Origin of the sequence: Luteimonas chenhongjianii, assembly GCF_002327105.1 — a bacterium.
GTDB classification, from domain to species: Bacteria; Pseudomonadota; Gammaproteobacteria; order Xanthomonadales; family Xanthomonadaceae; genus Luteimonas; species Luteimonas chenhongjianii.
Map to the genome: position 1 here is coordinate 1,899,299 of NZ_CP023406.1, position 14,188 is coordinate 1,913,486.

Annotated in this window: 9 protein-coding genes; 8 read left to right on the top strand and 1 reads right to left on the bottom strand. The window is 62.6% G+C overall.

From position 1 onward, the window contains the following. Positions 1–483 precede the first annotated feature (483 nt). From CNR27_RS08725 to CNR27_RS08755, 7 genes are all read left to right on the top strand, one after another. The gene (locus CNR27_RS08725) at positions 484–4,200 is read left to right on the top strand and encodes a methylmalonyl-CoA mutase family protein (protein ID WP_096298001.1); all 3,717 of its coding nucleotides are present in this window, start codon (positions 484–486) and stop codon (positions 4,198–4,200) included. 387 nt (positions 4,201–4,587) lie between these two features. Beyond that, positions 4,588–7,185: a Z1 domain-containing protein gene (locus CNR27_RS08730; protein ID WP_222843091.1), complete on the top strand. Its 2,598-nt coding sequence runs from the start codon at positions 4,588–4,590 to the stop codon at positions 7,183–7,185. Further along, positions 7,178–8,176: a PD-(D/E)XK motif protein gene (locus CNR27_RS08735; protein ID WP_157745344.1), complete on the top strand. Its 999-nt coding sequence runs from the start codon at positions 7,178–7,180 to the stop codon at positions 8,174–8,176. The genes CNR27_RS08730 and CNR27_RS08735 overlap by 8 nt, the downstream gene beginning before the upstream one ends. Next, positions 8,173–10,014, top strand: a complete 1,842-nt coding sequence (locus tag CNR27_RS08740) for a hypothetical protein (RefSeq protein ID WP_096298005.1) — start codon at positions 8,173–8,175, stop codon at positions 10,012–10,014. Before CNR27_RS08735 ends, CNR27_RS08740 begins: the two co-directional genes overlap by 4 nt. Continuing rightward, a complete protein-coding gene (locus CNR27_RS08745; protein WP_096298007.1) occupies positions 10,011–10,919 on the top strand; it encodes a hypothetical protein in 909 nt (302 codons plus the stop codon). Before CNR27_RS08740 ends, CNR27_RS08745 begins: the two co-directional genes overlap by 4 nt. Continuing rightward, entirely contained in the window at positions 10,916–11,662 is a 747-nt protein-coding gene (locus CNR27_RS08750) for a DUF6339 family protein (protein ID WP_096298009.1), read from the top strand. The genes CNR27_RS08745 and CNR27_RS08750 overlap by 4 nt, the downstream gene beginning before the upstream one ends. Before the next feature lie 115 nt (positions 11,663–11,777). Beyond that, a complete protein-coding gene (locus CNR27_RS08755) occupies positions 11,778–13,289 on the top strand; it encodes a DNA cytosine methyltransferase (RefSeq protein WP_096298011.1) in 1,512 nt (503 codons plus the stop codon). On the opposite strand, the gene CNR27_RS08760 is transcribed toward CNR27_RS08755, so the two are convergent. Further along, complete coding sequence (locus CNR27_RS08760) at positions 13,276–13,728, bottom strand: very short patch repair endonuclease (protein WP_096298013.1); 453 nt, start codon at positions 13,726–13,728, stop codon at positions 13,276–13,278. The two genes, CNR27_RS08755 and CNR27_RS08760, sit on opposite strands and share 14 nt — an antisense overlap. 129 nt (positions 13,729–13,857) lie before the next feature. Here CNR27_RS08760 and CNR27_RS08765 point away from each other — a divergent pair, with 129 nt between their 5' ends. Beyond that, positions 13,858–14,052, top strand: coding sequence for a hypothetical protein (locus CNR27_RS08765; protein ID WP_096298015.1), 195 nt, complete (start codon positions 13,858–13,860; stop codon positions 14,050–14,052). Positions 14,053–14,188 lie beyond the last annotated feature (136 nt).

Below are 14,188 nucleotides of genomic sequence, written 5' to 3' on the forward strand. Positions count from 1 at the left end.
CACTGCAGCGTGTGTGGCTGCAGTCGCTGCCTCGTTGCAGGACGGCACGACACGCCGCCCCGCACGGAGCCGCCGGAGAAGGCGGGGTGGCCACGGCGTAGCCTGCGCAATGGCGGCACTGCAGCGTGTGTGGCTGCAGTCACTGCCCGGTTGCAGGACGGCACGACACACCGCCCCGCACGGAGCCGCCGGAAGGCGGGGTAGCCACGGCGTAGCCTGCGCAATGGCGGCACTGCAGCGTGGGTGGCTGCAGTCACTGCCCCGATGCAGGGCAACACATGCCGCCCCACACCCAGCCGCCGGAAGGCGGGCTGCGGATAGTCGGGGGCCGCACACGGCGTGCATACCCACCCGCTATCCGAACCGCCGCAGCCGGAGACGTTCCGCTGCCGCCTGATGCCGCAGTGCAGCATATTTTCAGCCGAAACCGCCACGGCCCGACCGCTACAATCGACGCATCTTTTTTCCCCGCAGGAGCGCGCCATGAGCACGCCGGCCACTCACATCGATTCCAACGAAACCGCCCCCGAGACCGACGCCACGCCCCTGCGCTTCGTCACCGCCGCCAGCCTGTTCGACGGCCACGACGCCGCCATCAACATCATGCGCCGGCTGATCCAGGGCCAAGGCGCCGAGGTCATCCACCTCGGCCACAACCGTTCGGTGGAGGACGTGGTGCGCGCCGCGCTGCAGGAGGATGCCGACGGCATCGCGCTGTCGAGCTACCAGGGCGGCCACGTCGAATACATGAAGTACATGGTCGACATGCTGCGCGAGCGCGGCGCCGGCCATATCCGCGTGGTCGGCGGCGGTGGCGGCACGATCACCCCGGAAGAGATCCGCGAACTCGAGGCCTATGGCGTCGAGCGCATCTACCACCCCAACGACGGCATGAAGATGGGCCTGGTGGAGATGATCGAGGACGTGGTGTCTCGCGTGTCCGGTGCGCGCGACGCGCATGCCGCGGCCACCCGCGAACCGGCCAGCACGCGCCCGGCGCTGGACGACGAGATCGCCATCGGCCGCGTGCTCTCGGCGCTGGAAGACGGTGTGTATTCCGAATCGGAGCTCGCGATGCTGCGCAAGCAGTGGGCCTCGGGCGCGGCTGCGCATGATGGCCCCACGCCGGTCATCGGCATCACCGGCACCGGCGGCGCCGGCAAGAGTTCGGTCACCGATGAACTGCTGAACCGCTTCCTCGCCAGCTTCCCGCAGATGCGCATCGCCGTGGTCTCGGTCGATCCCACCCGTCGCCGCACCGGCGGTGCGCTGCTGGGCGACCGCATCCGCATGAACTCGCTGCGCTCGCAGCGGGTGTACATGCGCTCGATGGCCACCCGCCGCCAGAACGTGGCCACCAATGCCGTGCTCAAGGACTGCATCGGTTTCCTCAAGGGGCTGGGCTATGACCTGGTGATCGTGGAAACCGCCGGCATCGGCCAGTCGGATTCGGAGATCGTGGATCTGGTCGATTTCCCGATGTACGTGATGACCAGCGACTACGGCGCGGCCAGCCAGCTGGAGAAGATCGACATGATCGACTTCGCCGAGCTCATCGTGCTCAACAAGTACGACAAGCGCGGCGCCGAGGACGCGCTGCGCGACGTGCGCAAGCAGTGGAAGCGCAACCGCCTGGCCTTCCAGATGGCCGACGAGGACGTGCCGGTCTATCCGACCATCGCAAGCCAGTTCAACGACCCCGGCATCAGCTGGATGTTCGCCAACCTGTGCCGCCTGCTGCGAGAGAAGGTGAAAGGGGGTCAGAGTGACTTCCCCCCCAGCCAACCCACCGCAGCCCAGGAACACGAGGGGAAAAGTCACTCTGACCCCCTTTCTTCCCCCCGCTGCGATTTCAACCCGCAGATCGACACTTCGCTCAAGGAGCCCCGCGCCACCGTGCTCATCCCCGGCGCGCGCGTGCGTTACCTCGCCGAGATCGCCGAGCAGGGCAGGGCGATCAACGCCTCCATCGAGAAACAGGCCGAGGCCGCCGACCGCGCGCAATCCTTCTGGCAGGCGCTGCACGAACTCGGTGATGACAAGCTGCCCAGGCAGCTCGACCTCTACGACGGCGCCGACCTCGTCCCCGCCGCGAAGAACACCCTTCTCCCGCCTGCGGGAGAAGGTGCCCGCAGGGCGGATGAGGGCGCTTTTGAAGCGGACCGCACCCTCCTCACCCTGCGCCAGCGCTACAACGATGCCGTCCAGGCGCTGACCAGCGAGAACCTGCGCAACCTTCGCGAATGGCCCGCCCGCCTGAAGTCGATCACCGACGAGGTGACCGAATACCAGGTGCGCGGCAAGACCATCCGCGTCGAGAACTACCGCGAATCGCTCAGCCACCAGAAGATCCCCAAGATCGCCGCGCCCACCTACAAGAGCTGGGGCGAGCTGCTGACCTTCCTGGGCAAGGAAAACCTGCCGGGCTATTACCCCTACACCGGCGGCGTGTATCCGTATCGCCGCAGCGGCGAAGACCCGATCCGCATGTTCGCCGGCGAAGGCACGCCCGAGCGCACCAACCGCCGCTTCCATTACCTCAGCGTCGGCCAGCCCGCCGCGCGCCTGTCCACCGCCTTCGACAGCGTGACGCTGTACGGCGAAGACCCGGCGCCGCGCCCGGACATCTACGGGAAGATCGGCAACTCCGGCGTCAACGTGCCCACCCTGGACGACATGAAGAAGCTCTATTCGGGCTTCGACCTGTGCGCGCCCACCACGTCCGTCTCCATGACCATCAACGGCCCGGCGCCGATGATCCTGGCCATGTTCATGAACTGCGCCATCGACCAGCAGGTGGAGAAGTACCTCAAGGCCGATCCGGACCGCTGGAACGAGGCCCAGGCGAAGATCGACGCCTTCTTCGAAGGCCGCGAGCGTCCCCGCTACCACGGCGAGCTGCCGCCCACCAACGACGGCCTCGGCCTGGCGCTGCTGGGCATGACCGGCGACCAGCTGGTGGACGCCGAGACCTACGCCCGCATCAAGGCCGAGACCCTGGCCACCGTGCGCGGCACCGTGCAGGCCGACATCCTCAAAGAAGACCAGGCCCAGAACACCTGCATCTTCAGCACCGAGTTCGCCCTGCGCATGATGGGCGACATCCAGCAGTACTTCGTCGACAACAAGGTCCGCAACTTCTACTCGGTGTCGATCAGCGGCTATCACATCGCCGAGGCCGGGGCGAACCCGATCAGCCAGCTCGCCTTCACCCTGAGCAATGGCTTCACCATCGTCGAGTACTACCTGGCGCGCGGGATGAAGATCGACGACTTCGCGCCCAACCTGTCGTTCTTCTTCTCCAACGGCATGGACCCGGAGTACACCGTCATCGGCCGCGTCGCCCGCCGCATCTGGGCCCGCGCCATGCGCGAGCGCTACGGCGCCAACGAGCGCAGCCAGATGATGAAGTACCACATCCAGACCAGCGGCCGGAGCCTGCACGCGCAGGAGATCCAGTTCAACGACATCCGCACCACGCTGCAGGCGCTCTACGCGCTGTTCGACAACTGCAACAGCCTGCACACCAACGCCTACGACGAGGCCATCACCACGCCCACAGAAGAAAGCGTGCGCCGCGCCGTGGCCATCCAGATGATCATCAACAAGGAGCTGGGGCTGAACTTCTGCGAGAACCCCTGGCAGGGCAGCTTCATCGTCGACCAGCTCACCGACCTGGTGGAAGAGGCCGTCTACAAGGAGTTCGAGGCCATCAGCGATCGCGGCGGCGTGCTCGGCGCCATGGACACCATGTACCAGCGCGGCAAGATCCAGGAAGAGTCGCTGTATTACGAGCACAAGAAGCACGACGGCTCGCTGCCGCTGGTGGGTGTGAATACCTTCCTGCCCAAGGAACACGCAGGCGAAGTCGCCACCGAGATCGAGCTGATCCGCAGCACCGAGGAAGAGAAGGGCCAGCAGATCGAGAACGTCCGCAACTGGCAGGAAGGCCGCAATGCCGTGCTTCTGCCCGCCGCCGATGCCTCCACTTCTCCCCCTCTCCCCCCGGGAGAGGGCCGGGGTGAGGGCGCTCTTCGCGCGGAGCCGTCGGAAACCGAAAACCTCGCGTATCTTCAGAACGCGGCGCGGGAGAGGCGCAATGTGTTCGAGGCGCTGATGGAGGCGGTGAAAACGCACAGCCTCGGCCAGATCAGCCACGCGCTGTATGACGTGGGTGGGGAGTATCGGCGGAATATGTGACTCATCGGACAGTGCAGCCTTGAGGGGAGACGAGCAGCATGGCCACAAAGAAATCCGTCACAAAGGCTGTGGTGAGTAAAAATCCACATCGCCATCTGAATTGCTTCCTTGCAAAGGTTATAACCGACGGTTCGCCAGTTGAGTCCTTAAAGGACTTAGTCAACGAGGATCCCCGTCTCGATTCGCGGAGTTGGTCGCGTGGTGGGCCCTGTGGGGGGGTGTAGCGGACGGGCGTAAGGTGGCGTTGCACTCGAGCGTCCTTCACGAACCCGCCTCCGTCACATCACTTGAGGGCGAAGCATGCTGTGGGGGGTTGATGCGTTTATCTTGGGGGGAAGACATGAGCAGTGCAGTTCGTGATGTGCAATACGTGAGCGCGGGCCCGAGATGGCCGACATGACGCCGCAGGTAGCCAAGTTCGTCCGCGAGATCAATCAGCGGCTTCCCGCATACGGGTCAGTCCAAGGGGCCTCGGAGGACTTGCGCAGCTTCATGCAAGACGTGATGGGTCCGCTATCTGCCGAGAATGAAGCGAATCTCGCAGAGGCAATGAGGCTCGTGGAAGCGTCGCTCCAGAGCGTCGAGATCCTCCGCCGGAACTCACTCGTCAAGGTAAGGCAAGACTGGTATAGCGGTCCCTCATCTGTTGATCCGCATTGGGCAGCGTTGAAGGGATACCTGCTGAACGAGAAGGGTTGGGGGGAGGATTCGGTTCGCTCCATTGACGAGGCTTCGACGGAGGTGGTTTCACTCCTCGCCAATCCAGGAGAAGGCCAATTCAGGTGCCGGGGACTTGTGGTCGGATATGTGCAGTCCGGCAAGACCGCGAACATGACCGGCGTGATCGCGAAAGCTGTGGATGCGGGCTACAACCTGATCGTGATCTTCGGAGGGGTGACCAACAAGCTTCGAGCGCAGACTCAGCGTCGGCTTCAAAGCGACATCGTCGATCGTCATCGCCACCTCTGGCAGCTCTACACGACACCGGCAGATGATGGCGACTTCATCAGGCCTCCGAACAATGGCCAGTTCACGATGCCGGTGCCGGGTCGTGCCCAACTGGTTGTGATGAAGAAGGAGGGCACCCGGCTCAAGGCATTTCTGGACGCCGTCGAACACACGCCGGCAACGGTTCTCAGATCGCTGAAGACGCTGATCATCGACGACGAGTGCGATCAGGCGTCGGTGAACGCCGGTCGCAAGGAATATGACATCACCGAGATCAACCGTGCCATCCGGAAGATCATCCGCGCATTGCCCGCAGTGTCCTACGTGGGCTACACGGCCACGCCGTTCGCGAACGTGTTCATCAATCCCTTCCCTGTCAGCAAGGACGAGCTTGATGATCTCTATCCGGAAGACTTCATCACCGCCTTGGAACGGCCGGAAGGATACTTCGGCGCAAGGGAAGTCTTCGGCTTCGATCCTGACGATGCCGATCGGGACGAAGGCCAGTCCGCTGGGCGTGACATGGTCCGGGCGATTCCTGCCAAGGAAGTGGCCCTGCTGAGGTCCGTTCACAGCAGCAAGACGTTTCAGCCGAAGGTCACGCCTGCGTTGGAGCGCGCGCTGATCTGGTTCCTGCTCACTTGTGCGCTGCGACGTCGCCGTGGACACGGCACCTCGCACATGACGATGCTGGTGCACACTTCTCAACTGGTGGCTCAACACGAGAACATGGCTGTCGAGATCCGTGCGTGGCTGAGCCAGAACTCCGACGCACTGAGTGCCGGCCATGGCGCGATTTGGCAAACGGCGGTGGATGTCTGGGAGGACGAAACTTCCCGGGTGCGGCCCGAGCGTACAGAGACGGTTTCAGTTATTGACCTTCTGCCGCTGCTTGTAGAAGCAATTCAGGCACTAGAAGTGGTCGTCGAAAACGGAGTCAGTGACAAGCGTCTCGACTACACCGGCGCTCCCAAGACCTACATAGTGGTCGGCGGCTCTGTTCTCGCGCGCGGACTGACGCTGGAAGGGCTCTGTGTGTCTTTCTTCCTGCGAACGTCCAAGCAATACGACACCCTGCTGCAGATGGGTCGCTGGTTCGGTTTCAGGCACGGTTACGCCGACCTGCCACGCCTCTGGTCGACGCAAGATCTCATTGCGAACTTCAGGGCACTCGCGCATATCGAGGAAGAGATTCGGCAGGACATCTCGGAATACAAGTTGCGGAAAGCGACGCCCCAAGAGTTCGCGGTCAAGGTAAGGGCGATACCGGGGCTCGCAATCACGTCCGCCGCGAAGATGCGCTATGCGCGAAAGACCAGCATCAGCTTCGAGGGCAAGCACATCCAGACCATCCGGTTCGACCATCTCAAGGACGGCATCGTGCTCGACAACTGGGCGGCTGCTGCGCACCTCGTGGACGCTGCGCATGCAAAAGGGATCTACGAAGAGGGCCGCGGGGTATTCAAGGATGTCCCCATCGAGGCGGTGCGACAGTTCCTGAATTCCTATGACATCTGCCGAGCTCATCTCGACCTGAAGCGCGAGATGTTGCTCAACTACCTTGATGTCGCTGCGGACAAGCTTTCAAAGTGGAACGTGGCCGTGGTCAGTCCTAGAGAAGGAGTCCTGTCGAGCAAGCCTCTCGGTTTCCTCGGGGCAGTCCACACCAGCGTTCGCTCGCGCCTTGCGGAGCCAAGCGAGTACGCCGACGTCAAGGCGCTGATGTCCAAGCGGGACATCCTTGTGGATGTCGATGATCGTCAGATGCAGAAGGGAGAAGAATGGCGGGCGCTGAAGAGTCGACGGCCTGATAAGCCTCTTCTGCTCATCTATCCGATCGAAGCCAGGTCTGAACCGAAGAACGGGGGAAAGGCGCGGGTCGCCTTGGGTGCAGTCGACGATCTGATCGGCTTCGGCATCGTTTTCCCTGGCGAGCTGGACAGGGCGGGAGCCTATTGGGCAGTCGAACTGGATGTTCCTACGCCGGAGCAACTCGAGGACGACGGCGAGCTCGAGGAGGAGCTTGTCGATGTCTGAGCGGCCAATCGAGCACTGGAACCGCCTGCGAGTTCACGAGCCCCATGACGGAGTGATGGAGGTTCCGAGCCTCGCGTCGCATGCCGACGCAGGCTTTGGTCCCGTCAGATTCGCCATCGGCTCGCGAGGGCAGCCGAGACTTCTGGTGCCATGTGGGGCGGGAGCCAGACTCAAAGAGGATGGTTCCAACGGAAGACTGATCAAGACCATTTCCCGGTATCAGGTCTCCGGCAAGTGGATGAGCTTCATTGACGTGATGTGCGCTTCGCCAGGGCTCGATAGCGTCTTCTCCGAGCTGTCCGGCGAGATCGTCCGAAGGATTGGGGAGGGAAGGGGCCCTGTAGTTGCAGTCGAAGGCGCGATCGACGATTTCCGCAGCCTATTCAGGGACAAGGACGTACTTGACGTTGCCGACCACCAGATACTTGGGCTCGTTGGTGAGCTGGCCGTTCTACGACTGCTGACAGAGGCGTCGCCATCCGCTGTCCACGCGTGGACGGGACCCTTCGGTCAGCGCCATGACTTCAGACGGAAGAGCCATGCCATGGAGGTCAAGACATCCGGCAGGGTCGACGCAGCATCCGTTTCCATCAGCAGCATCGAGCAGTTGTCGGATCCTGCTGATGGGTCACTCACCTTGGTTCATGTGCGGGCGGAGCGTGCCGACGGGGGGCGCCTTTCTGTCACAAGGCTTGTCGCCGAGATCGTTGAATTGGGAGCCCCCCGTCCGGCCTTGGAGGATGCCCTACGCCACATGGGCTGCCATGACCCTTGGTCAGCAGAGTGGAACCGCATCAGCTGGGATTTGGAAGGTCTGGATGCATACCGTGTACGTCCGGGGTTTCCGCGTGTCACGAGCGGCCAATTCGAGGGTGGCGTGCTCCCCGTCGGGGTTGACAGTGTCGCGTATGTCATCGATCTCGCTTCGGCGGCCCAGTTCAAATTGGGTCATGACGAGTTCGACAGAGTGAGGAAGGAGATGCTGGCGTGAGCGAGATTCGCCTCTTCAGTGAGCCATTTGCAAAGACCGGCAACATGGCCGCCGAGGGCTTCAGGAGACTGCTGGGGCGCCCGGCCTTGGGGCTGTTGCAGACCGTGATCCGCGAGAGCATCCAGAACGTTCTCGATGCCGCGCATGACGAATCAGGGGCCCGAGTTCTCGTCCGATTGCGCACTCTTGACCCACGTCAAAGGTCGGTGCTGGCAGGCACTCTTCTCGCAGACAGACCGCGCGGCGACGCAACTCGCGCAGACATCGAAGATGCGTTGACCAGGACCGAGTTGCGCGTCTTGGAGATCTGCGACTTCGGGACCGACGGGCTTTCGGGGCCCACCCGCGCTGATGCTCCCCATGACGGTAAAGAACCGCTCAACTTCGTCAACTTCCTGAGGAATGTCGGTGCAGCGCGCGACACTCACCATGGCGGCGGCACCTACGGGTACGGCAAGAGCTCGCTGTACGCAATGAGCAGGTGTTCCACCATCATCGTCGACAGTCAGACGCGATACTCCGGAAGCGACGTGCGGCGGCTCATGGCGTGTCATCTGGGTGCAGCTTTCGATGCCATGGATGAAGCTGGCTGCATGCGACGGTTTACCGGACGCCACTGGTGGGGTGTGCTCGACGGGAGCGATTCGGTCGAGCCGGTCACGGGAGCCGAAGCGACTAGCATATCCGCCGCCTTGGGCATGCCTGAGCGGCACGCGAGCAAATCCGGGACATCAGTTCTCATTGTCGATCCCCTTCTCGCCGGAGAGGATCCGCGCCTTTCGGCAGAGGACATCGTGGAAACCGTCCTGTGGAATTTCTGGCCTCGAATGCTCGAAACGACCCCGCACAAGCGGAGGCTGAAGGTCGAGGTTGAGCTTGATGGGGAAACGTTGCCGGTTCCGAGGCCCGAGGACTTTCCTCCACTAGATCTTTTCGCCGCGGCAATGTCGTCGCACAGAAATCGGTCAGAGAACCTCGAGGAGGTCCGAAGCCTGCGGCCCAAGCGGTTGCTCGGAAAATTCTCGAGGCAGCAGGGTCTGCGTGCGGAGCGGGTGGGGCCTGCAATGCGCGAGAATTCCCTGATTCCCAAGCAAGCCAGCCACATCGCGCTCATGCGTCCAGTGGAACTGGTCGTTCGATACATCGTGGGCGATCCATTGCCGGATCGCCGATTTGACTGGGCAGGAGTCTTCATCTGTTCCGGCAGCGACGATGTCGAGGAGGCCTTCGCACAGGCCGAGCCTCCTGCTCACGACGATTGGGTCCCGGATAATCTGCCGAAGGGCAACGCCAAGACCTTCGTCAGCGTAGCTCTGAGGGAGCTCAACAAGATCGCGAAGCCGAACGAACCGCCATCTCCCTCCATCGCTACGTCAAGCGCAAGCACGCCCTCCCTCGCTGCAACTGCAACAAGACTGGGAGCGATGCTTGGAGGAGTGTCTGCAAGTGGACCCGGCAAGCAACATCGCGCGGCTTCCGGCAAGAACGCCGCGCGCAAGGGCGTTCGGGTCTCCGCTCCACGCTTTGCGGGCTTGAGCGTGAGGGGCGGGAGGCCAGTCGCGCATTTCGTGGCGGACATTGAGAACGACGGCTCTGTAGCGGATCTGCATCTCATCGTCGAGCCTTACCTGGTCATGGATGGAGGCTCCACTACGAGCGAGGATCTGCCGGATCAATATGGGCTCAAGGTCGAGCAGATACTTCTGGCGGATCAGCTGGTATCGGGATGGTCATTGAAGGTCGGCCGCCTCGAGGGAGAAGTTCAAGTGATCGTGCCGACCGCTCCTGACGCAGCGATCGGAGTCAGGCTTACGCTTCAGCGAGGCGCTGCGGAATGAGCCGCAAGGTCGCGTTCCCGTTCCTAGTGCTTCCGGAAAACGCTGTCAATCTCGGGGCGTGGCTTCTCGGAGATCCGGGTAAGCCCCTTGATCAGGTGGAGGACATCTTCGAGAACTGGGACTATGCCCGCGATCTTCAGGTGGCCAATTCGTTGCGGATTGATTGGGACCAGTCCGCAGATTCGCTTCAGTTGCCGAAGGCAGATCTCCGGCTCCGGCTTGTTTTGATTGCAGGCACAGGCGCTGGCACGCTGCCGCGGCGCCAGCAACGTCTGGCCGAGTTCATAGTGGATCCTGCCGCAAGCGAGGTGCAAGTTTCGGCCGTCATTCCGGGCCATCTTCTGTCCGGCCGGCTCAGACTTACGGCGCTGCTGACGCTGGAAGGGCCGCTTGGTGCAGGCAGCATGTTGTCGCCGAAAGTGCGCGGCAGCCGCTTGTGGCGCTCGTATCGGGACGTCCTGATCGAGGACGGGGGCGATTCGCGTTTTCCGGTGGAGACGGTGAGCTTTGCCGAGGCCTTCAGGGGTCGGCCCCAAGAGCGATCTCCATGGTTCCTGCACTGGCGGCCGGGCTGGCCGAACGCAGACTTCTCCGCGAGCGTGAGGCTCTACGTCAACGCCGACCTCCCGGAGGTGTGCGCCCGTTTCGTTGCCGGGGACGCGCCGACACTGCAGGCGATACTGGGAGACGTCATGTCACAAATGATCGAACCAACGCTTGACAAGGAGGGCGATACATCACTGCACGATTGCGAAGAGGGCTCGGTGGGCAGGCAGGTGCAGAGGTGGATCGCCGCCAGCTTCCCGGGCCAGGAATACCTGAGCATCAAGGCACTGCGAGAGCAGAATCCCGGCGCCTTTCGCGCGGCAATACTCGCGTCCGCGGAAGTTGGGGTAGGGCAATGATCGTCCGCCTGATGCCCCGCCTGACAGCTCTCGGTGTAGCTCGCATTCTTGAAGACTCGGACGGCGATGTTCCCGATCCCGCCAAGGCGCTGGCGGTCGTGAACGACCGGTCTTCCATGCTGTCATATGCGGCGAGTGGCGGAGCCCGATCGTCCGGTCTGGCGGACGAGCTCGGGCGAGAGATCCGGCGAATCGCCACGACGTGCGGATTTCCCGAGAACAGCAGCCAGACCGCCCGGGCCAAGCTGGATCAGGAACTGGCGATCTATCTGGGAGCACACGAGGGCCTTGCCACGGGTGAGGCTCTGCGGAACGACGTGTGGGCCTATCTCGCGACCGTAGTCACGCCCGACGTTGTCGGCTGGCGGTTCGTCAAGGGAGATTCCAGTCGATTTGAGGGTGGAGTCCGCAATGCATTTCAACGGCTATGGATGCGGGGGGCAACGCTGGATCGCGGTGAAGATAGCAGCGATCGATGGGGGCTGGTGCGCGCGCTGTCAGAGGATGCCTCTGTGGCGATTTTCGAACGGTCCAGCATCAGCGGGAATGCTTCAGTCGCCTTGGCCATCGCCGAAGGTTGGGTCGGATTTGCTGAGAGGATCGGCCGTGCGTCGATGGAGCCTGTCATGCGCAGGGCTGTCAAGCTGTTGCGTCTACGGAACGAGGTTCGCGACCTCGCCGGACTCTCGCAGGCCGACTTGAAGTCGGTCGTGTCGGACTGCTTCGAAATGGCTGCAACCTAGCTTGCCACTTGTCGAAAGCATCGCGCCGGCGATCGGTCGATTGACAAATTCCAGGGGCGTGCCATCCTGGCGCCGCCGTCGGTCCTCGCGCGGCTGATCCGGATCCTGAATTGTCATGACCATCCCTGTAGTAGACATCTTTGCGGGTCCTGGTGGACTCGGGGAGGGCTTCTCTGCCTTCACGTGCCCGCGAGGCTCGCCAATTGCGCCCTATCGCATCAGCATATCGGCGGAAATGGAGTCCAGTGCTGCGCGAACGCTGAGGCTTCGTGCCTTCTTCAGGCAGTTCGCGACTGGCCACGCCCCCCAGAGCTACTACGACTACGTCGCAGGACGCAGCGCTGCACCGTGGACGGACGCCACTCTTGCAGAGTGGGAACGGGCCGGCGAGGAGGCTCGGCAGCTGACTCTGGGGAATGAGGCGGACGATGAGCATCTGCATCGTCACATCAGCAGTTTGAGCAAGAGGGGCGAGCCGTGGGTGCTGGTCGGCGGCCCTCCGTGCCAGGCCTACTCGCTCGTGGGGCGGTCGCGTAACGCGGGCGTGGCTGGCTACAAGGCAGAAGAAGATCATCGGCACTTCCTCTACCGTCACTACCTGAAGATTCTCAACGAGTTCAGGCCAGCGGCGTTCGTCATGGAGAACGTCAAGGGGATCCTGTCGTCGACGGTGGGTGGCGAACTCATGTTCCCTCGAATCCTCGAGGACTTGCAGAAGGCTGGCGGGAAGAAGGGGCACAAATACGAAATCGTCCCATTGCTGGTGCCAAGTCGCGATGCTCGGGGGACGGGGCTTGGCAGGACATATGTCCTTCGCGCGGAGGAGTTGGGCGTCCCCCAAGCAAGACATCGCGTAGTCCTCCTAGGGTTGGCCGAGGGGACAGACCTGTCGAAAGGTGACTTGCTCGTTCCGAGTTCCGACAGATGCAGCGTTGGAGACGTTATCTCCGGATTGCCGAGGTTGCGGAGCGGAGTGACGGACTTGGAGGTTTCGTGCTGGAGCGATCTTGCCCAGGAGCTGCTCCGGGACGCCGGCAGCGCGACCTACGACGGCAGGGTGACGGGTGCGTTGAGCTCGCACGCAAGGCGGATCCGCAAGACAGATCCGGGCAGAGGAGGAAAGAGGGTGCCGAAGACTGCCACGAGCGACGAGGTGCCGTCACACCTCAAGGCGTGGCTCACGGATGATCGGCTGGACGTGATCCTCAACCACGAAGTGCGGGCGCACATGAGTGCAGATCTGGTCAGATATGCATTTGCGGCGGCATTTGCCGAGGTTCATGGCCGTTCGCCACGGGGCGCGACAGAGTTTCCCGAGTCTCTTCATCCAGAGCACAGCAACTGGCAGAGCGGAAAGTTCATAGACCGGTTCAAGGTCCAGCTGGCTGGGGCCCCGAGTTCCACTGTTACCAGTCACCTGTCGAAAGACGGGCACTATTTCATACACCCCGACGCCAGCCAGTTGAGAAGCCTGTCTGTCCGAGAGGCTGCTCGCTTGCAAACGTTCCCTGACAACTACTTTTTCGAAGGATCAAGGGGGGCACAATTCAGGCAGGTCGGCAATGCAGTCCCTCCCTGGATGGCGACGCAGATTGCGCGTGTGGTTCATTCCTTCATGAGCGGTTGACCGAGCTGATCTCGATCTCGGTCTCCGTAGAGAGAATGAACTGTTCGAGTCTGCCCAGAGCAGGCTCCGCGGATTGCTTGAGCGCACATTCCCAAACGACCGAGGTGCGCCAACCTCGAGCGCGCAGCTCGGAAAGAACTCTGGCATCGCGTTCCCGGTTGGCCATGATCTTGCCTCTCCAGAATTCGGCGCGTGTGGTCGGCGTCGTGGCATACCTGCAGCCTTGGTGTCCGTGCCAATAGCAGCCGTGGACCAGCACCACGACGTTGTGCCGCGATAGCGTCAGATCAGGCTTCCCCGGAAGGCGCTTGCTGGAAAGGCTGTATCGGAAGCCTCTTCCGTGCAGATATTGCCTCACCAGCATCTCGGGCTTGGTGTCCTTCCCTTTTATGGAAGCCATCATTCGTGACCGCACTTCCGGAGAGACGATGTCCGCCATGCGTGCTACCTGCCAAAGCTCTTGGCGCTCAGTTGTCGACTGATGAATCTGCCGTTGGCCGAATGTGAACTTCGGCAGTGGGGTGCCTCCTTAGATTGCGCTGCTCCCCGTGGTGGCCTTGTTAACCGGTTGTCCGGAACTAGCGACTGGGGTGAACGTGCCAAGCTCTACAGTCATCGGCGCCGCGAAGTACCGGCTGACCGCCTGCCCGAGCTGCAGCGCTTCGCCGCGTACGGGGCGAAGGAGCTGCGCTCGCCCGCCCGCAGCGGGCAGAGCCGCGAGGAGCCCAACCTGCTGGTGCTGGGCGACTTCAACATCGGCTGACGCCAGGGCGACCCGCTGTTCGACGCCTTCGTCGAGACCGGCCTCTGGGTGCCCACGGCCCTGCAGGCGGTCCGCACCACCGCCGGCAAGGTGGCTAAGCATTCAGACCAGATCGCCTAGTTCCAGGGCGAGGATT